Source organism: Actinocrinis puniceicyclus (genome assembly GCF_018283645.1).
GTDB classification, from domain to species: Bacteria; Actinomycetota; Actinomycetes; order Streptomycetales; family Catenulisporaceae; genus Actinocrinis; species Actinocrinis puniceicyclus.
In genome coordinates this window covers 36,481-57,587 of the sequence record NZ_JAGSXH010000030.1, presented here as the reverse complement: position 1 = coordinate 57,587, position 21,107 = coordinate 36,481, and the positions used below count along the sequence as shown (strand labels likewise).

13 protein-coding genes are annotated in these 21,107 nt (G+C 70.6%); 4 read left to right on the top strand and 9 right to left on the bottom strand.

Annotated elements, in window-relative coordinates; genetic code table 11:
* The first annotated feature begins 188 nt into the window (after positions 1 to 188).
* Positions 189 to 1,526 (top strand): gamma-glutamylpolyamine synthetase GlnA2, encoded by a 1,338-nt coding sequence (gene glnA2, locus KGA66_RS11250; protein WP_211467482.1) that lies wholly within the window; start codon positions 189 to 191, stop codon positions 1,524 to 1,526.
* 198 nt (positions 1,527 to 1,724) lie between these two features.
* Positions 1,725 to 3,392 (top strand): phospholipase C, encoded by a 1,668-nt coding sequence (locus KGA66_RS11245; protein WP_312886862.1) that lies wholly within the window; start codon positions 1,725 to 1,727, stop codon positions 3,390 to 3,392.
* Positions 3,393 to 3,411: 19 nt separating this feature from the next.
* On the opposite strand, the gene KGA66_RS11240 is transcribed toward KGA66_RS11245, so the two are convergent.
* Positions 3,412 to 4,056: a TetR/AcrR family transcriptional regulator gene (locus KGA66_RS11240; protein ID WP_211467480.1), complete on the bottom strand. Its 645-nt coding sequence runs from the start codon at positions 4,054 to 4,056 to the stop codon at positions 3,412 to 3,414.
* 207 nt (positions 4,057 to 4,263) lie between these two features.
* Between KGA66_RS11240 and KGA66_RS11235 the strand changes: the two genes are divergently transcribed.
* Positions 4,264 to 7,530, top strand: a complete 3,267-nt coding sequence (locus tag KGA66_RS11235) for a bifunctional [glutamine synthetase] adenylyltransferase/[glutamine synthetase]-adenylyl-L-tyrosine phosphorylase (protein ID WP_211467496.1) — start codon at positions 4,264 to 4,266, stop codon at positions 7,528 to 7,530.
* 98 nt (positions 7,531 to 7,628) lie between these two features.
* Here KGA66_RS11235 and KGA66_RS11230 read toward each other — a convergent pair whose 3' ends face one another.
* The 7 genes from KGA66_RS11230 to KGA66_RS11200 form a co-directional block, all read right to left on the bottom strand.
* Positions 7,629 to 8,129, bottom strand: coding sequence for a hypothetical protein (locus KGA66_RS11230; RefSeq protein ID WP_211467479.1), 501 nt, complete (start codon positions 8,127 to 8,129; stop codon positions 7,629 to 7,631).
* A gap of 175 nt (positions 8,130 to 8,304) precedes the next feature.
* Positions 8,305 to 8,751, bottom strand: coding sequence for a DUF6918 family protein (locus KGA66_RS11225; RefSeq protein ID WP_211467477.1), 447 nt, complete (start codon positions 8,749 to 8,751; stop codon positions 8,305 to 8,307).
* A 251-nt stretch (positions 8,752 to 9,002) separates the two neighbouring features.
* Positions 9,003 to 10,172, bottom strand: a complete 1,170-nt coding sequence (locus KGA66_RS11220; RefSeq protein WP_211467475.1) for an acyl-CoA dehydrogenase family protein — start codon at positions 10,170 to 10,172, stop codon at positions 9,003 to 9,005.
* A gap of 5 nt (positions 10,173 to 10,177) precedes the next feature.
* Positions 10,178 to 11,113 carry a hydroxymethylglutaryl-CoA lyase gene (locus KGA66_RS11215; RefSeq protein ID WP_211467473.1) on the bottom strand — a complete coding sequence of 312 codons (936 nt, stop codon included), beginning with the start codon at positions 11,111 to 11,113 and terminating at the stop codon, positions 10,178 to 10,180.
* Entirely contained in the window at positions 11,110 to 12,846 is a 1,737-nt protein-coding gene (locus KGA66_RS11210) for an acetyl/propionyl/methylcrotonyl-CoA carboxylase subunit alpha (RefSeq protein ID WP_211467471.1), read from the bottom strand. The genes KGA66_RS11215 and KGA66_RS11210 overlap by 4 nt, the downstream gene beginning before the upstream one ends.
* A 16-nt stretch (positions 12,847 to 12,862) precedes the next feature.
* Entirely contained in the window at positions 12,863 to 14,413 is a 1,551-nt protein-coding gene (locus KGA66_RS11205) for a carboxyl transferase domain-containing protein (protein WP_438822033.1), read from the bottom strand.
* A 251-nt stretch (positions 14,414 to 14,664) separates the two neighbouring features.
* The gene (locus KGA66_RS11200; protein ID WP_312886859.1) at positions 14,665 to 16,791 is read right to left on the bottom strand and encodes a prolyl oligopeptidase family serine peptidase; all 2,127 of its coding nucleotides are present in this window, start codon (positions 16,789 to 16,791) and stop codon (positions 14,665 to 14,667) included.
* Between the two features lie 327 nt (positions 16,792 to 17,118).
* Here KGA66_RS11200 and KGA66_RS11195 point away from each other — a divergent pair, with 327 nt between their 5' ends.
* Complete coding sequence (locus KGA66_RS11195) at positions 17,119 to 18,465, top strand: LCP family protein (RefSeq protein WP_211467469.1); 1,347 nt, start codon at positions 17,119 to 17,121, stop codon at positions 18,463 to 18,465.
* A gap of 57 nt (positions 18,466 to 18,522) precedes the next feature.
* Here KGA66_RS11195 and KGA66_RS11190 read toward each other — a convergent pair whose 3' ends face one another.
* Positions 18,523 to 21,078, bottom strand: a complete 2,556-nt coding sequence (locus KGA66_RS11190) for a bifunctional YncE family protein/alkaline phosphatase family protein (protein ID WP_211467467.1) — start codon at positions 21,076 to 21,078, stop codon at positions 18,523 to 18,525.
* Positions 21,079 to 21,107: the final 29 nt, after the last annotated feature.

Genomic DNA, 21,107 nt, shown 5'->3' with positions numbered 1-21,107 from the left:
GCCCACACCACTACGGCCGCCACCGCCCAGCGAAACACAGCGGCACAGCCGACCTTCCACGCCACTTCGCACATAGCACCAGGCACTACGCCAGAGTGGGTTCATGTGGGCGTAACCCTGTCACGCGATACTGTGGACTGAGCTGGATCAGGCCGTTCGCGGCGCAGGCTGAAGCTGGAGTGTGGAGCATGGAACGGCAACAGGAGTTCGTCCTGCGGACCCTCGAGGAGCGGGACATCCGGTTCGTCCGTCTCTGGTTCACGGATGTGCTCGGCTTCCTCAAGTCCGTCGCAGTCGCCCCGGCCGAGCTCGAACAGGCCTTCGCCGAAGGCATCGGCTTCGACGGATCCGCGATCGAGGGCTTCGCCCGCGTGCACGAGTCCGACATGCTCGTCAAGCCCGATCCGTCCACCTTCCAGATCCTGCCGTGGCGGGCCGAAGCACCCGGCACCGGCCGGATGTACTGCGACATCCTCACCCCGGACGGCACGCCCTCGTACGCCGACCCGCGGTACGTACTCAAGCGCGCCCTCGCCAAAGCCGCGGAGAAGGGCTTCACCTTCTACACCCATCCCGAGATCGAGTTCTTCCTGTTCAAGGGCCAACCCGGACCCGGAGTCGAGCCGACCCCCGTGGACTCCTCCGGCTACTTCGACCTCACCCCGCACGGAGTCGGACACGACTTCCGCCGCCAGGCGATCACCCACCTGGAATCCATGGGCATCTCGGTCGAGTTCAGCCACCACGAGGCGGCGCCCGGGCAACAGGAGATCGACCTGCGGTACGCCGACGCGCTGACCACCGCCGACAACATCATGACCTTCCGCCTGGTCGTCAAGGAAGTGGCGCTCGAACAGGGCGTGTACGCCTCGTTCATGCCCAAACCGCTGAACGACCACCCGGGCTCCGGCATGCACACGCACCTGTCCCTCTTCGAAGGTGACCGCAACGCGTTCAACGAGCCCGGCGCCGAATACCAGCTCTCGAAGGTGGGCCGCTCGTTCATCGCCGGCCTGCTGCGGCACGCCGGCGAGATCAGCGCCGTGACGAACCAGTGGGTGAACTCCTACAAGCGCCTTTCCGGCGGAGGCGAGGCCCCGGCGTACATCAGCTGGGGGCACAACAACCGATCCGCGCTCGTGCGGGTGCCGATGTACAAGCCGGGCAAGAGCCAGTCCACCCGCGTGGAGATCCGCTCGCTGGACAGCGCCTGCAACCCCTACCTGGCATACGCGGTGCTGCTCGCGGCCGGGATGAAGGGCATAGAGGAGGGCTACGAGCTGCCTCCCGGCGCCGACGACGATGTGTGGACGCTGACCCGGGCCGAACGGCGCGCGCTCGGCATCGAGCCGCTGCCCGCTTCGCTGCACGACGCGATCCGGGCGATGGAGCACAGCGAACTGGTCGCGGAAACCCTCGGTGAGCACGTGTTCGACTTCTTCCTGCGCAACAAGCGCGCCGAGTGGGAGGAGTACCAGCGCCAGGTGACGCCGTTCGAGCTCACCAGGTATCTGCCGGTCCTGTGACGGTCAGCCGCGTGCCGCCGCAGCCCCGCTGCGGCCGCGAACCATCGAAGAGTTCGAAGAAACGCGACGCCGTGAGCTTCCCCGAAGTTCACCTGTGGGCCACTTCGGCGTGAGCGTGAGGTCCGCGCGCCGGAGCAAGCTCATACTCCGCAGAACCTGAGCAGCCGATCATTCTCGGCTCCATGCGGAGGGGAAGACGTGGCAAGACTTCCACGCAGTATCAAGCAGGCCGGCCGACGGCCGGCGGTCATCGCGGGAACCGCCGCCGCCGCCGCACTCGGCCTGACGTTCGCGCTCGCGCAGCCGAGCTGGGGCAGCGGGGCCGCCGCGGCCCCGGCGCAGCCCGGCCCCGGCGGCCGGGTACTTCTGGGGGACTGGGGCTCCGGCTCCGCGACGACGACGCCGATCAAGCACCTCGTGGTGATCTTCGACGAGAACGTCTCCTTCGACCACTACTTCGGCACCTACCCGAACGCGGCCAACACCGGCGGTACGAAGTTCACCGCGAAGCCCGGCACCCCGGCGGTCGACGGTCTGACCACCTCGCTGCTGAACAACAACCCGAACGGACTCAACCCGAAGCGGCTCACCCCCGCTCAGGCGCTGACCTGCGACCAGGGCCACGGGTACGACGCCGAGCAGAAGGCGTACGACAACGGCCTGGTGGACAAGTTCCCGCAGTACACCCAGACGGAGAGCTGCTCCGCGCCGGACCAGGGCGTGCCCGGTCTGGTGATGGACTACTACGACGGCAACACCGTCACCGCGATGTGGAACTACGCGCAGAACTACGCGATGAGTGACAACTCGTACGACACCACGTACGGGCCCTCCACGCCTGGTGCGCTCAACTTGATCTCGGGCCAGACGCACGGCGGCTACGCGGTCAACGCGGCCGGTCAGAAGATCAGCGGCGCCAGCTTCCTGGGGACCGTCGGTGCGAACGGCATCGGGACCGACGTTCGCGACACCGACCCGGCGTTCGACGACTGCTCGAACAACAGCGACCACCTGGCGATGACCGGCAAGAACGTCGGCGACCTGCTCAACGGCAAGGGCGTGAGCTGGGGCTGGTTCCAGGGCGGCTTCGGCGCGACCACCGCGGCCACCGCGACGAGCAAGGCGGTCTGCGGCCAGTCCCACGCGAACGTGGGCGGTGCGACGATCCCCGACTACAGCCCGCACCACGAGCCGTTCCAGTACTACGCCTCGACCGCGAACCCGCACCACACCGCGCCCGCCTCGGTCAACGAGGTCGGGCACAACGGCGCGGCCAACCACCAGTACGACCTGTCGTACTTCTACAAGGCGATCAACGCGGACAAGCTGCCCGCGGTCTCCTTCGTGAAGCAGGCCATGTACCAGGACGGCCACGCCGGCTACTCGGACCCGACCGACGAGCAGCACGGCCTGGTCTCGCTGATCAACGCGCTGGAGAAGTCCAAGGACTGGAAGAACACCGCGGTCGTCATCGCCTACGACGACTCGGACGGCTGGTACGACCACGTCGCCCCGCCGAACGTGAACTCCTCCTCGGACGCGAACTGGGACTTCGCCAACGGCGCCGGCGCCTGCAACACCCAGTCGCGGCTGCCCCTGGCCGGATACCAGGACCGCTGCGGCTACGGTCCGCGCACCCCGCTGCTGGTGATCTCGCCGTACTCGAAGGCGAACTACGTCGACCACTCGGTGACCGACCAGAGCTCCATCCTGAAGTTCGTCGAGGACAACTGGAAGACGGGGCAGATCGGCGACGGATCCTTCGACGCCGTGGCCGGCCCGCTCAACTCCATGTTCGACTTCGGCAAGCGTGACGCGGACCGGATCATCCTGGACCCGTCCAGCGGCGCGGTGCTGCGGGACTGACCTGCGCGGTGACGCGGCGTCAGAGCGCGGCCGAAAGCTCGATTCCGGCCGCCTGCCTGATCAGCGCGGCGACATAGTCGCGTAAACCCTGCGGCGTGTCACCCTCCGGTACCAGCCGGGGGGTGACACGCCGCAGCAGTTGCAGGCCGAGCAAGACGGAGTAGGCGTACATCATCGAGGTGCGCGCCTGCTTCTCGTCCTCACCGCACTGCACCCGTACGCGCAGGGAGAAGGTCATCCGCTTGCTCAGGATCCGGTTCACCGCCGGGCCGATCACCGGGTGGTCGGCGTTCCACAGCAAAACCATGAAGATCTGCGCGTCCTGCTCCGAGCCGGCCATCGCGGCGATCGCGGCGTCGTGCCGCTGCCGCGGATCGGCGATGCCCTCCAGCCGGGCGATCAGCTCATCGGTCGAGGTGCGCTCCCAGTGCGCGACCGCCGCCTCGAGAAGCGCTTTGCGGTCGCGGAAATGCCAGTAGAAGGAGCCCTTCGTGGCGCCGAGGCGCTCGGCCAGCGGTTCGACCGCCACCGCGCGCAGCCCGTCGCGGGCCAGGGCGTCGAGGGCGGCCCCGATCCAGTCGGTGCGGGTGAGGGTCTTGCGTTCGCGTGGACGGATCCGGCCAGCACGCGGGGCGGGGTCTGGGGCGAGGATGCTGTCGCGCATGGCGTCACCGTAGCGCAGCGGAGGGTAATCGCGGGGCTCTCGACTCTTTCGAGCGAACCCGTCCGCGGATCGTGGCCGCCCGCGGGCGGCGCGTCTCGCGCGAAGAAAGGTGTGCGCGGCCGCGGTGTGCGCGGCCACCCGATGACGAAGACGGCGCTCTCTTCTCGGGTTCGGGTGACTGGCCGGGTGGCTGCTGGTTAGAGTCTTCTGGTGGTCGCTGATCGGGAGCGGGAGTCCCCGCTGAGCCAGTTGGCGCGGCGGGGTTTCGCGGACGCGGCGGCCGCGGCGGCGCTGCTCGGTTCGCCGCCGTTCGGAGAACTCGGGCGCGACCCGGTGGTCCTGGACGCGCTCAGCCGCTGCGCGGACCCGGACCTGGCGCTGGCGACGCTCGGCCGGCTGCTGGAGGCGAGCCCGGATCCGCGGACTCTGCGCGCGACGCTGGCCTCCTCCAAACCGCTGCGCGACCGGTTGCTGGGCGTGCTCGGAGTAAGCGCGGCGCTCGGGGATTTCGTGGTGCGCCATCCCGACTCCTGGCACGCTCTGGAGGAGTTCGAGGTCGCGGATCTGAGCCCGGAGCCCGGCCGGTTCCGTGCGCTGATGTTCGAGGCGGTGGCAGTGCGCGCGCCGGAGCCGGGGGAGGAGCGGGACGGGGAGCCGGTCGCGACGCTCACCGGTCCGGAGGCCGAGGACGCGTTGCGCATCGCCTACCGCAGGGCGCTGCTGGCGATCACGGCGCGGGACGTGGCCGCGTCCGCCGATCTGGGCGAGGTGGCCGCGGACCTGGCGGAGTTGGCCGCGGCGACTCTGGGCGCCGCGCTGGCGGTGGCCCGCGCGCAGGACCCGGCGAGCGCCGCGCTGTGCCGGCTGGCGGTGATCGGGATGGGCAAGTGCGGGGCGCGCGAACTGAACTACGTCAGCGACGTCGACGTCGTCTTCGTGGCCGAACCCGTGCGCCCGGACGGGGAGGAAGAAGGCGCACCCGCGGTGGACGACGCCGAGGCGCTGCGGGCGGCCACCCGTCTGGCCGCGCGGATGATGCGGCTTTGCTCCGACAGCACGCCAGAAGGCAGCATCTGGCAGGTAGACGCGGCGCTGCGGCCGGAGGGCAAGGCCGGGCCGCTGGTCCGCACGCTGGCCAGCCATGCTGCGTACTACCGGCGCTGGGCGAAGACCTGGGAGTTCCAGGCGCTGCTGAAAGCACGACCGGTCGCCGGGGACGAGGCACTGGGCGAGGCCTACCTCAACGTGATCAGCCCGCTGGTGTGGACTGCCGCGGGCCGCGAGCATTTCGTCGACGACGTGCAGGCCATGCGGCGGCGTGTGGTCGACCACGCGACCGACTCGCTGCGCCGTGCTCCCGGATCGGTCGCGGTGGACCGGGAGCTCAAGCTGGGCCCGGGCGGGTTGCGGGACGTCGAGTTCGCCGTGCAACTGCTGCAACTGGTCCACGGCCGCAGAGACGAGACGCTGCGCGTGCGCGGCACGCTGGAGGCGCTGGAGGCGCTCGCCGAGGGCGGTTACGTCGGGCGGCAGGACGCTGCGCAGCTGGCCGAGGCTTACCGGTTCCTGCGCACGCTGGAGCACCGCATCCAGTTGTTCCGGCTCGAACGTACCCACACGATGCCCGATGACCCGGCCGCGCTGCGCCGGATCGGCCGTTCCCTTGGCTGGAGCACGGACCCGGCCGGCGAGCTCGGAAAGACCTGGCGTTCTCACGCCCGCGAGGTGCGCAGGTTGCACGAGAAGTTGTTCTACCGGCCGCTGCTGGTCGCGGTCGCGAGGCTGGACGAGAGCAGCGCCGTCGCCGTGCCCAGCGGGGCGGAGCCGGTGCCGCGGCTCTCGGCGGACAGCGCGCGCGCCCGGCTGGCCGCGCTCGGATACGCCGACCCGGCCGGAGCGATGGCCAACATCGAGGCGCTGGCGACCGGGGTGAGCCGGCGCGCGGCGATCCAGCGCACCCTGCTGCCGGTGATGCTCGGCTGGTTCGCGGACGCGCCCGACCCGGATGCCGGGCTGCTGGCCTTCCGCAGGGTCTCCGACGCGCTCGGCTCCACCCCCTGGTATCTCAGGACCCTGCGTGATGAGGGCGAGGCCGCGTGGCGGCTGGCGCGGATACTGTCCTGCGGCGAGTATGTCCCGGATCTGCTGCTGCGCGACCCCGCGGCGGTCTCGCTGCTCGGAGCACGCGACGGATTGGCGCTGCGTGACCGGGCGGCCATCGAGGCGGAGATGATGGCCGTGGTGTACCGCGCGCGCAGCGCGGAGCAGGCGGTCACGGCCGTGCGCGCGATCCGCAGGCGGGAACTGTTCCGGATCGTGGCGGCGGACCTGCTGGGTCTGCTGGGCCCGGCGGGGGCCGCGCCGGACCCGCTCGACCGCCTGGGCCGGGCGTTGACCGACGTCACGGCGGCCACCATCGAGGCGGCGCTCGCCGCGGTGATCGCCTTCCGCGGCGCGCGCGGCCCGCAGGACGCCGCCGCGCGGGTGGTCGACGGGACCGGCCCGCAACTGCCCACCCGGCTCGCCGTGATCGCGATGGGCCGCCTCGGCGGCGGGGAACCCGGTTACGGTTCGGACGCCGACGTTCTTTTCGTGCACGAGCCGCGCGAGGGCGCCGACGAGCAGGAGGCGGCCGCGCTCGCCTTCGAACTGGCCAACGAGCTGCGCAGGTTGCTGCAGGCGCCCGGGACCGATCCGCCGCTGGTGATCGACGCGGATCTGCGGCCGGAGGGAAGGCAGGGGCCGCTGGTGCGCAGCCTGGCCTCCTACGCCGAGTACTACCGGCGCTGGTCGCGGGTCTGGGAGGCGCAGGCGTTGCTGCGCGCCGAACCGATCGCCGGCGCGAAGGACGTCGGCGCGCGGTTCATCGAGCTGATCGATCCGCTGCGGTACCCGGAAAAGGGGCTGTCCGAGGCGGACACGCTGGAGATCCGGCGGCTCAAAGCGCGGATGGAGGCCGAGCGGCTGCCGCGCGGCGCCGACCGGGCTTTGCACACGAAACTCGGCCCGGGCGGGCTTTCCGATGTCGAATGGGTGGTTCAGCTCCTTCAGTTGAGGCATGCGGGGGCCGTCGCGTCACTGCGGGTCACCGGCACCCGGGCGGTTCTGGCGGCGGCGAGCGACGCCGGGCTGATCGGCGGGGAGGACCGGCACCTGCTCGACGACGCCTGGTACCAGACCACGAGGATGCGCAACGGCATCACGCTCGTGCGCGGCCGCGCGACGGACCAGGTGCCGACCGGTGCGCGTGACCTCGCCGTGGTCGGGCGCTATCTGGACAGCTGGAGCCGTGACGAGACCCCGGCGGAGCACGGCGCGGTGACCGGCGCCGTGCTCGCGGAAGCTGGGGGCGTGGCGCCCGCGGTCGGCGCGGCGCTGGATCACCACCGCATCGACAAGGAAGCGCTGCTGGACGCGCACCGCCGTCGCGCGCGCCGGGCCCGCGCGGTGTTCGAGCGCTTGTTCTACGGCTGACCCGCGGTCCGGTTCCCGGGACGTGCGCCCCGGGAACCGGACCGAACACGGCCTCTACCACGTGCTCGGTCAAGAGCACTGTGAGGCTCCTGACACCACTATGGTCTGTCGCGGCCGAGCGACTGCTCGCCCGGGGACAGGGCGGCACCGGTGGCCGCGCGTTGCTCGTCGAGCCGGCGTCCGAGCTCGTCCACCAGGCGCATGCGGACCGCTTCGCGCCGCACCGCGGAGATGCTGCGCTCGTGCCGGTGGCTGATCTCGATCCAGCTCAGGTCGCCGAGCACCTCCGCGGTGAGCCGGCCGCGCTCCTCCTCGGTCCACAGCACCCCGGCATTGCGGTGCGGCCCCGAACCGCGTCCGCGTGGCGCACTGCCGCGCCAGGTCAGCGCCGTCACCTCGGCTCTCGGCACGGTGCGCACCACGGTGTTGCCGGTGATGAAGTGCAGGTTCGGGCCCTCGAAGCGAACGGTCTCGGCGGTGAGGTGGACGGTGACCGGCTCGGCACCGCAGCCGAGCCAGCCGGGACCGGCCTCGGCGGCGATCTCCAGTTCGATGACGGACGCGGTGCCGCGCGGTGCGGCGGTTGCGGGTGCGGACATTTCTCCTCCTTCAGTCGGGTGCGGACGAACCATGACGTCCAGTCACCGACTATGACAGGAGGTACCGACAAAAACTGATCAAGCGTCGGATCGCGGCTCTCGTGGAGCCGCGATCCGACGCTTGACCAGGCGGAAAGCCCTTTTGCCCGCGGCGATGCCGACGGCGGGGCTCGGGTCAGCCCGCGTACTTCTGGATCAGCGCGCCGAGGCGGGGCAGCGCGGCCTCGACGTTCTTCACGCCACTCGGGCGCACGGTGTTGTACGCCTTCTTCAGCGGGGCCCGCTCGGACTTCGCGGCGCGCGCGTCGGTGACCGACAGCAGCGACTCGGAGACCTCGCCGCCGCGCTTGGCCAGGTAGTCGCCGAACCCGGCGCCGCCCGAGGCGGTGAAGTCGGCCCAGTACGGCTCCAGCCTGGCCACGAAGTCCGGCAGCAGTGAGTCGACCGCGTCGTGGACGATGCCGGAGGCGAAGGCGGTGACGGTCTTGTAGGCCAGCTTGATCGCGGTGCCGGAGATCCCCGACTTGTCGGAGACCTCCTGGTCGATCAGCGTCTGGCAGTCGGCGACGACCTTCGGGCGGTTATCCGGCGTGAGCAGGATCTCCTGAAGCGTGGCTGCCATGGGGTGTTTCTCCTCGTAAGTCGGGGCCGTGCTGGGGTTTTGTGGCCGCTGGATTCGCGTGTGGCCGGTCGCGTCACCCGAGGCGGGACCGTGCGTCGCCGCCCGATTCAGGGTCCGCACAGGTTACCGTACTAAGGAGCCCGGCCGTATTTCCGCGTCTCGAACTGATTGCCGGGAAACGATTCGGGGCGTGTGCGGCCGCGGACGGTGCGTGCCCGGCCCCGGGCCGGACACGCACGGCTGACGGCCTGTCAGGCGGGCAGACCGAGGTCGCGCGCGATCAGCAGTCGCTGTACCTCGCTGGTGCCCTCGCCGATCTCCAGGATCTTCGCGTCGCGATAGAACCGGCCGACCGGGAACTCGTTCATGAACCCGTAGCCGCCGAAGATCTGAGTGGCCTCGCGCGCGTTCTCCATCGCGGCCGAGCTGGCCACCAGCTTGGCGATCGCGGCCTGCTTCTTGAACGGCCGGCCGTGGATCAACAGCGCCGCGGCATGCCGGTAGGCCAGCCTGGCGGTGTGGGCGCGCGCCTCCATGTCGGCGATCTTGAACTGAATCGCCTGGTACTGCTCGATCCGGCGGCCGAAGGCAGCGCGTTCGCGGGCGTACCGCAGCGATTCGTCGACACAGCCCTGCGCGAGACCGGTGGCGAGCGCGGCGATGGCGATGCGGCCCTCGTCGAGGATGCGCAGGAACTGTGCGTAGCCGCGTCCGCGCTCGCCGAGCAGGTTCTCCTCGGGCACCCGGCAGTCCGCGAAGGACAGCCCGTGCGTGTCCGAGGCGCACCACCCCACCTTCGAATAGCCGGGCTCCACGGTGAAGCCGGGGGTGCCGCTCGGGATGACGATCGAAGAGATCTCCTTGCGGCCCTCCTGCTGCGGGCCGGTCACCGCGGTGACGGTGACCAGGCTGGTGATGTCCGTGCCGGAGTTGGTGATGAAGGATTTCGAGCCGTTGACCACCCAGCTGCCGCCCGACCCGGCGGATTCCAGCCGCGCGCTGGTCTTCGTCGCGCCGGCGTCCGAGCCGCCGTCGGGCTCGGTCAGGCCGAAGGCGCCCAGCCGCTCGCCCGAGCACAGATCGGGCAGCCAGCGCTGCTTCTGTTCCTGCGTGCCGAAGCGGTACAGCGGCATCGCGCCGAGTGAGACCCCGGCCTCCAGCGTGATGGCGAGCGAGGAGTCGACCCGCGCCAACTCCTCCAGGGCGAGGCAGAGCGCGAAGTAGTCCCCGCCCATCCCCCCGTACTGCTCGGGGAACGGCAGGCCGAACAGACCCATCCGACCCATCGCTGCGACCAGCGGATATGGGAAGGCGTGCCGTTCGTAGTAGTCGCCGATGACCGGGGAGACCTCGGTGTGGGCGAACTCCTCGACGGTTTTGCGAAGCTCTTCGTACTCCGCGGGCAGTTGCGGATCGAGCACGGTTATCAGTCCTTTGTGAGGGCTTGGACGGCTCTGGACGGGGCCGGACGGCCGAGATGGCCGGCCATCCAGCGGGAGGTCTCGACGAGGGCCGGAAGGTCGATGCCGGTGTAGACACCGAGTCCGTCCAGCATCCACACGAGGTCTTCGGTGGCGAGGTTGCCGGTGGCGGACTTCGCGAACGGGCAGCCGCCGAGACCGCCGGCCGAGGCGTCGACGGTGGTGATGCCGGCCAGCAGCGCGGCCAGCGTGTTCGCCAGCGCCTGGCCGTAGGTGTCGTGGAAGTGCACGGCCAGCCGCGCCGGGTCCACGCCACGGCTCCCGAGCGTGTCGATCAGGGCTCTGACGTGGCCGGGGGTCGCGGTGCCGATGGTGTCGCCGAGGCTGATCTCCTGGCAGCCGGCCGAGAGCAGCCGTTCGACGACCGCGGCGACGGCGGCCGGATCGACCGGCCCCTGCCACGGATCGCCGAAACACATGGAGACGTATCCGCGCACCCAGAGTCCCGCGGCCCGCGCCCGTGCGACGACCGCCTCGATCTCGGCCAGGGCGCCCTCGACGCTGGTGTTGAGGTTGCGCCGCGCGAAGGTCTCGGTGGCCGAGGCGAAGACCGCGATCTCACGCGCGCCGCACGCCAGCGCGCGCTCGTAGCCGCGCGGATTCGGCACCAGCACGGGGTAACGCACCCCGTCGCGGCGCCGCAATCCCGTGAACAGGTCCTCCGCGTCGGCCAGCTGTGGCACCCACTTCGGATGCACGAAGCTGGTGGCCTCGACGACCGTGGCGCCGGCTTCGGCGAGGCGGTCGATGAACTGCGCCTTCACCGCCGTGGGTACGGTCGCTTTCTCGTTCTGCAGGCCGTCACGGGCGCCGACCTCGTACACGGTGACCCGCGCGGGCAGGCCGGCATGCGGGAAGACCTGCGGCAGCGCAGCGCTCACGGCAGGTCCTCGCCTTCGGCGGCTTCGCCGGCGGGCTCCTCGCCGGCCGGGCTTTCGACCACGAACAGTTCCGCGCCGATCGGCACTTGGTCGCCGACGCACGCGCCGACCCGGGTGACGACGCCGTCGTGGGGTGCGGTGAGTGTGTGTTCCATCTTCATCGCCTCCAGCGCGCCGAGCGCCTCACCCGCCGAGACGCGCTGCCCGGGGCCGGCCTTGAGCGCGATCACCGTGCCGGGCATCGGCGCCCGCACGACGCCGTCCAGTACTGCGGCCGCGGAGGACGACGAAGCGCGGGAGCGCTCGACGCGGGCCTGAGCCGGACGCGGCGGCCCGGCCAGTCTCCAGCCGTCGAGCAGGTCGAACGGCGTCGGGCCGTCCGCGCCGAGCCGCGGATGCAGCGGCAGGTCGGGATTGCGGTCCAACCAGGCGGTGTCGATCGCCGCCTCGGCGAACTGCGCGGAGCCGAGCAGGGCGCTCAGGAAACCGAGGTTGGTCGTCAGGCCGTCGATGCGCGTGCGGGTGAGGGCGGCCAGGACGGTTTCGCGCGCGCATTCACGGTCGCGGCCGTACCCGGTCACCTTGCCGATCATTGGGTCGTACCACGCCGAGACCTCGTCGAACGAACGCAGCGCGGCGTCCACACGCACGCCTTCGCCGCGCGGCCAGGCGACGACGCCCGCGCGCCCGGCCTGTGGAAGGAATCCGTGGTCTGCGTCTTCGGCGTATACGCGCACCTCGATCGCGTGCCCGTGCGACGACACCTGCTCCTGACGCAGCGGCAGCGGTTCGCCGGCCGCGACGCGGATCTGGAGTTCCACCAGGTCCAGGCCGGTGACCAGTTCGGTAACCGGGTGCTCGACCTGAAGGCGGGTGTTCATCTCCAGCAGGAAGAACTCGTCGCCCGTGACCAGGAATTCGACCGTTCCCGCGTTGACGTAGCCGACCTGCGCCGCCAGCCGCACCGCCGCGTCGAGAAGGCTCTCGCGCGCCGCGGCCGAGATCGTCGGCGCGGGGCTCTCCTCCACGACCTTCTGGTGCCGGCGCTGAACCGAACAATCGCGTTCGCCCAGGTGAAGGACGTTGCCGTGCGCGTCCGCGAGTACCTGCACCTCGACGTGACGGCCGTGTTCGACGTACCGCTCGATAAGCATCGTGCCGTCGCCGAACGCTGATTCGGCCTCACGTTGAGCAGCGGCGAGCGCCTCTGGCAGATCGGCGGCGTAACGCACGATCCGCATGCCCTTACCGCCGCCGCCGGCCGCCGCCTTGACCAGCACCGGTAAACGCATCGCCGGATCGTCCGGCCGATAGGTAGGCAGCACCGGGACCGCGGCCTGCTCGGCAACACGGCGCGCATAGTCCTTGCGGCCCATCGCCTCGATGACCTCCGGCGGCGGTCCGATGAACACGAGACCTGCCTCGCCGCACCTGCGCGCGAATTCCGCCCGCTCGGAAAGGAAGCCGTAACCGGGGTGGACCGCGTCCGCACCCGTTTCCTTCGCGGCGCGCAGCAGCGCATCGATGTTCAAGTAGGAGGCGGCCGGCGCGCTGGAGTCCGCGGCGCCGGCGCCGATACGCACAGCCTCGTCAGCCGCGATCACGTGTGCTGCGTCGCGGTCCGCGTCCGAGTACACGGCCACAGTCGCGATGCCCATGGCGCGCGCCGTGCGGATGATCCGCAACGCGATCTCGCCGCGGTTCGCGATCAGGATCTTGGTGATCTCGCTCATCGTCGGTCCCAGCCCCCTACATCCGGAAGACGCCGTAGCCGGTCGCGGCCGGCGGCGCGTAAGAGGCGGCGGCCAGCGCGAGACCGAGGACCCGCCGGGTGTCCGCGGGGTCGATGATCCCGTCGTCCCACAGCCTCGCGGTCGAGTGATACGGCGAGCCCTGCGCCTCGTACTGGTCGCGCACCGGCTTCTTGAACGCGTCCTCCTCGGCCGCCGACCAGGTGCCGCCCTCGGCCTCGATCCGGTCCCGGCGTACGGTCGCCAGCACGGTGGCGGCCTGCTCGCCGCCCATGACGGAGATGCGCGCGTTCGGCCACATCCACAGGAAGCGCGGGTCGTACGCGCGGCCGCACATGCCGTAGTTGCCGGCGCCGAACGAGCCGCCGATGACGACCGTGAACTTGGGCACCGTGGCGCAGGAGACCGCGGTGACCAGCTTCGCGCCGTCCTTGGCGATACCGCGGTGTTCGTAGTCGCGCCCGACCATGAACCCGGAGATGTTCTGCAGGAACACCAGCGGGATGCGGCGCTGCTGGCACAGCTCGATGAAGTGCGCGCCCTTGAGCGCGGACTCGCTGAAGAGGATGCCGTTGTTCGCGAGAATGCCGACCGGGTACCCATGGATCCTCGCGAACTCGCACACCAGCGTCTCGCCGTACCGCGTCTTGAACTCATGCGTCTCGGAGCGGTCGACGATGCGCCGGATCACCTCCCGCACGTCGTAGGGCATGCGCGGATCGGCCGGCACGACGTCGTAGAGCTGCGCCGGGTCCTGCGCCGGTGGCGCCGGATCCCGGGGAACCAGCCACGGCTCGGGCTCGGGCAGCGTCGCGACCGCGGCGCGCAGCAGTTCGAGGGCGTGCTCGTCGTCCTCGGCGTAGTGGTCGGCCACACCGGAAAGGCGGGTGTGCACGTCGGCGCCGCCGAGCTCCTCGGCGGTCACGATCTCACCGGTCGCCGCCTTCACCAGCGGCGGGCCGCCGAGGAAGATGGTGCCCTGGTCGCGCACGATCACGGTCTCGTCGCTCATCGCCGGGACGTACGCGCCACCGGCCGTGCACGAGCCCATGACGGCGGCGAGCTGCGGGATTCCGGCCGCGGAGAGCCGGGCTTGGTTGAAGAAGATCCGGCCGAAGTGGTCGCGGTCCGGGAACACCTCGTCCTGGAGCGGCAGGTAAGCGCCGCCGGAGTCGACCAGGTACACACAGGGCAGCCGGTTGGCTGCTGCGACCTCTTGCGCGCGCAGGTGTTTCTTGACGGTCATCGGATAGTACGTGCCGCCTTTGACCGTCGCATCGTTCGCCGCGATCACGCAAAGCCGGCCCTGAATGCGCCCGATGCCCGCGATGATCCCGGCGGAAGGCACCGGGCCGCCGTGCTCGGCGTAGAGGCCGTACGCAGCCAGCGGCGCCAGTTCGAGGAAGGGAGAGCCGGGGTCGACCAGCCGGTCGATGCGTTCGCGCGGCAGCAGCTTGCCGCGCGCGGTGTGCTTGGCGCGGGAACGCTCGTCCCCTCCGAGGCGGACGTGCGCCAGATGCGCGCGCAGCTGTTCGGTGAGGGCGCGCAGGCCGGTCTGCCCCGCTTGATCCGGCGGTGCCTGATCCGGCGGTGCCTGCGCGGCTGTTTCGATCGGTTCCGCGCCCGCGGAGGTGGGCAGGGGCGCCCGCGGTGTCGTCGACGGCACCGTTGCCGCCTTTCTGTCTCGGTTCGGTGACCCGGTGCTTATGGCACACGACGTCTCGACTCGATGCGTTCGACCCTCGGCTGGTGGCCGACGGTCGTGGTGTACCCACCAGTAGGGTCGGGTACCCCGCCAGGCTAGCCGAACCGTAGACCCGTGTGGTGCGCGAGGAACGCGAGGGTGTCGGCGAGCAGGTCGACTCTGCGCGACACCGCACGGGCGCCGTGCCCGACTCCGGTCTCCCGGCGCAGCAGGACGGGCCGGTCGGCCGGATCGCCGCTGGTCGCCCACTGGAGCGCCGCGCACAGCTTGCGCGCGTGCAGCGGATCGACCCGCGTGTCGCCCTCGAAGACCGTGAACAGCACCGCGGGGTATTGAGTGTGCTCGTGCACGTTGTGTACCGGCGAATAGGCGAACAGGGCAGCGAGCTGCTGCGGATCGTCGGCCGATCCGTACTCGACGTTCCAGGTCTCACCCAGGCCGAACAGCTCGTAACGCACCATATCGAGCAGAGGCGCCGAGCAGGCGACCGCGCGGTACCGCTCCGGATGCTGGGTAAGGGCGGCGCCGACGAGGAGGCCGCCGTTCGAACCGCCGTGGATGGCGAGTTGGTCGGGCGTGGTCCAGCCGCGGTCGATCAGGTACTGCGCTGCCGCATGGAAGTCGTCGAAGACGTTCTGTTTGTCGGCGAACGTGCCGGCCCGGTGCCACTGCTCGCCCTCCTCACCGCCGCCGCGCAGGTTGGCGACGGCGTAGACGCCACCGGCTTCCACCCACGTCAGCGCGGAGACGGTGTATTCGGGTGGCAGGCTGACGTTGAAGCCGCCATAGCCGTAAAGCAGCGCCGGGCGCGGTTGGCCGGGCACCTCGTTCGGCTCACCGGAAACGATGAACATACGAACGACGGTGCCGTCCTTCGAGGCGTACTCGACCTGCTGCGTGTGGACTTTCGGCGAGGTCGGCTTGCCCGGCGTGTCAGCCCAGAGCGTCGTCGCGCCGGTTCGCGCGTCGTAACGGTACACGCGCGGCGGCGTCCCGAAGTCCGTGTAGCTGAACCATGCTTCATGGCCGCCGGTGCGTCGCGTGGTGAGAGCCGCAACGGTCCCTACCGACGGCAGCGGCACCGTACCGTGCTGTTCGCCGCTGACCGCGTCGTGCACTGTTATTTCACAGGTCGCGTGCCGGATCCGCACCACGAGCAGCAGGGGGCGCTGTAGTTCCGGGCCGTCGACCAGGGCCAGGTCCTCGATGACCGCCTCGGCGTCCTCGGGGATCAGTTCGCGCCACGCCTCGGGCGCCGGGTCGTCGGTGGACGTGACGCAGATCCGGCCGCGCGGAGCGTTCAGGGTCGTGAACACCAGCGCCCGTCCGGCCAGCGGACTGTCCCCGCGTGCCGGGTAAAGGTACGTCGTCGCCGCGACACCGGTCTGCACCGGCTTGAACGGCGGCGCGGCGGGATCTGCCCCGGACAGGTCGGCGAGGTACAGGTCGTTGTTGGGCTCGGTACCCTCGCTGCTGGAGACCTGAAGCCAGCGGCCGTCTGCGGAGACCGACGCGTGGTGGTAGCGGGTGAGCTTCAGGCCCTCGCCGAAGATCAACGGGTCATCGGCCGGATCGGTGCCCACGCGGTGTAGATAAACGCGCCGGTGATACTGCGTCTCGTGCGGCGGAACGAGTTCAGGCGCCAGCCGGCGGGTGTAGTAGTAGCCGCTTTCGTCCGCGAGCCAGGAGACATCGGTGTACCGGGTGCGGTCGATCGGCCCGTCGACGTCCTCGCCGGTCACGGAGTTGAGTACCCGGGTCACCGACTCTTCGGTGCCGCCCTCCGAGACCTGATATGCCACCAGAAGTCCCGACGGCGAGGGGTACCAGCCGTCCAGCGTGGTCGTGCCGTCCGGATTCAGCCGGACCGGATCGACCAGCACCCGCTCGGTTCCCGCGGCGTCCACGGTCACCAGCACCGCGTGCTCCTGGTCGGGCAGCCGCCGGGTGAAGAACGCCCGCTCGCCGCGCCAGACCGGCGGATCGACCGCCCCGGTGGCGGAGAGCTCAGCGATCCGGGTGCGCAGCGGGCCGTAATCGCTCCAGGCCGTGCGGGCCCGGATGAACAGCGCGTCCTGCGCGCGGCTCCACGCCTCGGTCCTCGCCGAGGCCGCGTCTTCGAGCCACCGGTATGGATCGCTGATCGTCAGCCCATGGATGATCTCGGTGAGAGCGTCGCGATGTGCTTGCGGATAGCCGGCCGTCAGATCAGGTCTCGTCACTCTTCGCACGTTACCAACGCCGAGCCGTGTTGTGTGCTGCTCCGGACGAGTGAGATGGCGCCGTGGCGTCGGAAGCGTTGTGCGCGACCTTCCTAGGATCAAGAGACGAGGATCCTCGGGTGCGTACAAACGGGAGACGCGGTGGACCGGCGCGGAGGCTATACGCAGAGCGGCGGTCCGGGCCGCATCCCCCGGTCCGGGCCGCCGCGCGCAACTGCCTCTGGCGCCCGGCGACCGCAGCCGCCGCGTACCGCTCCCGCTCGGCCGCTCCCGGCGCAACTGAGGCTGACCCGGCGCGCACACCGCATCCTGCGTGCTCTTTTCGGCGTGGCGTCGGCTCTCGTCCTGGCCGCGGCCGCCGGCGGTTGGTACCTGCACTCCTCCGTGTTCGGCGGTCTGGCCAGCTCGCACGCGCTGGCGGGTCTCAACTCCCAGCCGCACGCCGGAGCCGACCTCAACATCCTGCTGATGGGGCTGGACTCGCGGCGCGACAACCAGGGCAACGACCTGCCCCCGGCGGTGCTCGCGCAGTTGCACGCGGGCAGTTCCAGCGATGTGGGCGGGTACAACACGAACACGTTGATCCTGCTGCACGTGCCGGCGGACGGCTCGCGCGCCGTGGCGCTGTCGATCCCGCGCGACGACTTCGTGGACCTGCCCGAGGGCCTGGGCCAGCACAAGATCAAGGAGGCTTACGGCCGGGCGAAGGCGAACGCGCAGGCCGTCGCGCAGGCTGACGGGACGAGTGACCGGGCCACGCTGGAACGGCTGGGCCGCGAGGCCGGGCGGCATGCGGCCATCGACGCGGTGCAGCGGTTGCTGGGCGTCACCGTCGACCACTTCGCCGAGGTCAACCTGGCCGGGTTCTACGACCTGGCCGACGCGCTCGGCGGAGTGCCGGTCTGCCTGCGCGAGCCGGTGAACGACCGGTATTCTGGGGCGCACTTCCCGGCCGGGGTGCAGACCCTGGACGGCGCGCAGTCGCTCGCCTTCGTGCGGCAGCGGCACGGTCTGGCCAACGGGGACCTGGATCGCACGCACCGCCAGCAGGCGTTTCTCGCCTCGGCCGTGAACAAGCTCAAGCGCGCCGGGGTTTTCGGCGACATGAGCCGGATCGGCGCGCTGCTCGACGTCGCGCGCAGGGACGTCGTGGTCGACTCCGGCTTCGACCTGCTTTCGTTCATCCATCGGGCCGGAGCGGTGACCTCGGGCGACGTGACGTTCTACACGCTGCCGATCACCGGCTACGCGACCGAGGACGGCGAGTCGGTGAACCTCATCGACCCGGCTCAGGTGCGTGCTGTGGCGCAGCGGCTGCTGTCCGGGCAGGGCCCCGACGCGTCCGGCACGGCCGCGCCACCGCCGCCGGGCGGACCAGCGATCCCCCAGGCGGCGGCCGAGACCGCGGCCGGGGTCGCGGCCGGGGGCCCGGCCGCGCCCGCAACTGCGAGTGCGACTGAAGCCCCGGCCGCTACGGCGGCCGCGAGCGCGACGCCCAGTGCTTCAGCCCTGCACGACCCGGTGCGGCGGGGCAAGGCGGTGCCGAAGAACGCGGTCCGGGCGGACACGGCCTCGCCGGCCAGTGTGTCGGCGATCGCAGCGCCGGCGACGACCGCGCCGACGACCGCAGCGCCGGTGGTGACCGCGCCGCCCGGTATTCCCTGCGTGAACTGACTCAGTGGGCCGGCTCGGCGTCCTGCCTCCGAGCCGCCCGCTCGCGTGAGCGGCCGGTCAGTTGTCGGACCCGCTCAGCGCGCCGGTGCCCGCCGCGTCGGCCGGGCCGGGTCCCGGGAAGACGTGGTGCTGCGCGCCGGGGTACGGCGAGCCGGTGCCCTTCACCGACTCCCAGATGGCCAGGTTCGCCAGCTGGTCGTTCAGCCGGTCCTCCTGGGTGTAGTCCATCTTCGAGGTCTGAACGCTCAGTGGCGCGCCCGCCCCGTTGACCGCCGTGAGCACCGAGGCGGCCGGCTTGATCGCGCTGTAGGGCGCGAAGTCCGGACGCGGGGTGAACGCGTTGAACATCGGCGTCGCCGAGGCGTCGAACTGCGTCAGCGGCTTGATCCCGACGAGCAGTTCGATGGTCCGCAGCATCGAGACCGTCGAGTAGAACGTCGAGTCCACCTTGCCGGTGCGGGTGTAGGGGCTGATCACCTCGGCCGTGGTGCGGTGCGCGTCCACATGGTCCGGGCCGTCCTGCGCGTCGTCCTCCACCACGAAGATCGCCGTGGACGACCAGTACGCGGAGTGCGAGACCGTGTCGACGAGCCGGCCGAGCGCGTAGTCGTTGTCCGCGACGTACGCCTGCGGGGTCGGTGCGCCGAGCCTGGTCGTGGCGGTGTGGTCGTTGGGCAGGCGCAGGAGTTCGACCTTGGGCAGGTCGCCGTTCGCGACGTACTGCGAGAACTCCTTCTGCCACTCGTCGATGCGGGCGTGCGCCTCGTTCGGGCCGGCGAAGGTGCCGGAGGAGTCGGGCACCGCCAGGTCCCAGCCGTAGAAGTGCGGGTCGGTGTTCGCGGCCAGGCGCGGGTCCGGGCCGCCGGTCGAGCCGGTGTTCAGCACGTTGTCGGATTCGTAGAAGCCGTAGTTGCGGAACGAGACGCCCTTGTCGGCCAGCCGGTCCCAGATGTACGCGTCGAGCGGGTCGTTGTTCGGCGCGGTCGCCAGGTTGCCGCCCTCGTAGTCGTACGGGTGGTTGCGGCCCGAGTAGTTGCCGACCCAGGTCTGCTCCACGTACGGGTTCGAATTCGCGCCGACGGACCAGTTCCAGCCCTGCGCGCTGATCTCGGCGTCGGCGTAGAAGTTGTCGAGCGTGACGTACTGCCGCTCCAGCGCGCGGGAGTTGGGCGCGGAGTCGTCGCCGAACAGGTTCAGCGCCGCGTCGCCGTTGCCCTTGCCGAGCGAGCCGAACTCCTGGTCGTAGGTGCGGTTCTCACGCACGACGTAGATCACGTGCTTGATCGGGGAGGACGCGCCGATCCGGTCGGGCACCGGGTTGGCCGCGACCGCCTCGCGCACCTTGTCCCGCTCGTCGAAGCCGTCGTTGGAGACCACCTGCCGCGAGTAGCGGTTCAGTTGCGCGGTGCCCGGGGTGCTGATCGTGGACAGCGTGCCGTCGATCATCGTGCCGATGTACGTGTTCCCGGTACCGTAGCCGTCGCCCTGAGTCGGGTTGGGGCCGCCGCCCGCGTCGTTCGGACCGGCGCCCAGGCCCTTGGCGTTGGTGACGAACAACTTGCGCCCGTCGCTCGACACGGTGACGGAGGTCGGGTACCAGCCGGTCGGGATCATGCCTTCGACCCGGCCCGAGGAGACGTGCACGACGTCGATGTCGTTGTTGCCGGAGTTCGCCACGTACAGCGTGCGCCCGTCCGCGGACAGCGCCAGGCCGTCCGGGTTCGAGCCGACCGGGGCGTTGCGGTACGGAGCCAGGTCGAACGAGGTGCGAGCGACGCCGGTGCCCCGCCGGATCACGCTGATCGTGTCGCTGTCGCCGTTGGCCACGTACAGGGTGCCCGTGTGCGGGTCGACGACTTCACGGTTCGGGTGCGTGCCCACAGTCACCGAGCGCGCCTTGACCGGGGCCGGTCCGGACACATCGAGCACGTCGACCGTATTCGAACCCTGGTCCGATACGTAGGCGGTGCGGCCGTCGGGGGAGAGCGCGACCGCATACGGGTTGTGGCCGACGCCGACGGTGGCGACCGCCCCGGTCGCGACGGTGACGATGGACACCGCGTCGGCGAGCTGATCGGCCACGACGAGCCGGGAGCCGTCGGGCGTCACGGCCAGGCCCGCCGGGTACAGGTTGACCGCGACGCCGGCCGGGTTCTTCGTCGGCAGCGCGATGTCCGAGTCCTTGGTGACCTTGCCCGCGGCGACGTCGAACACGTGGATCTTCTCGCTGCCGCCGCCCGAGGCGTACAGGCGTGAGCCGTCCTTGCTGAACGCGACACCCGCGTAGACGCCTTCGGGCGAGGTGTAGGCGAAGGCGTCCACGACGGCGCCGGTGCGCGTGTCGACGACCTGCATTTGCTCATTGGTGGCGTCACCCGCGTCGAGGACGGCGAGCAGCCGGCCGTCCGGCGAGAGAGCGGTGCTGGTGGGAAGCGAGCCGAGTGCGGCCTGTCGGCCGGCCGGGGTGACCTTCCAGCCGACCGGGGTATAGGCGGCGCCGTTGCCCTGTGGGCCGGCGTGATGGTTGGGGCCGTATACGACGGCGAATGCGGTACCGGTGCCCAGGACCAGGGCGCAGCTGGCCGCGGTCCAGAGCTTTATACGTGTCCTCATGGCATTGCTCCATGCGGCGGGGCGCGGGC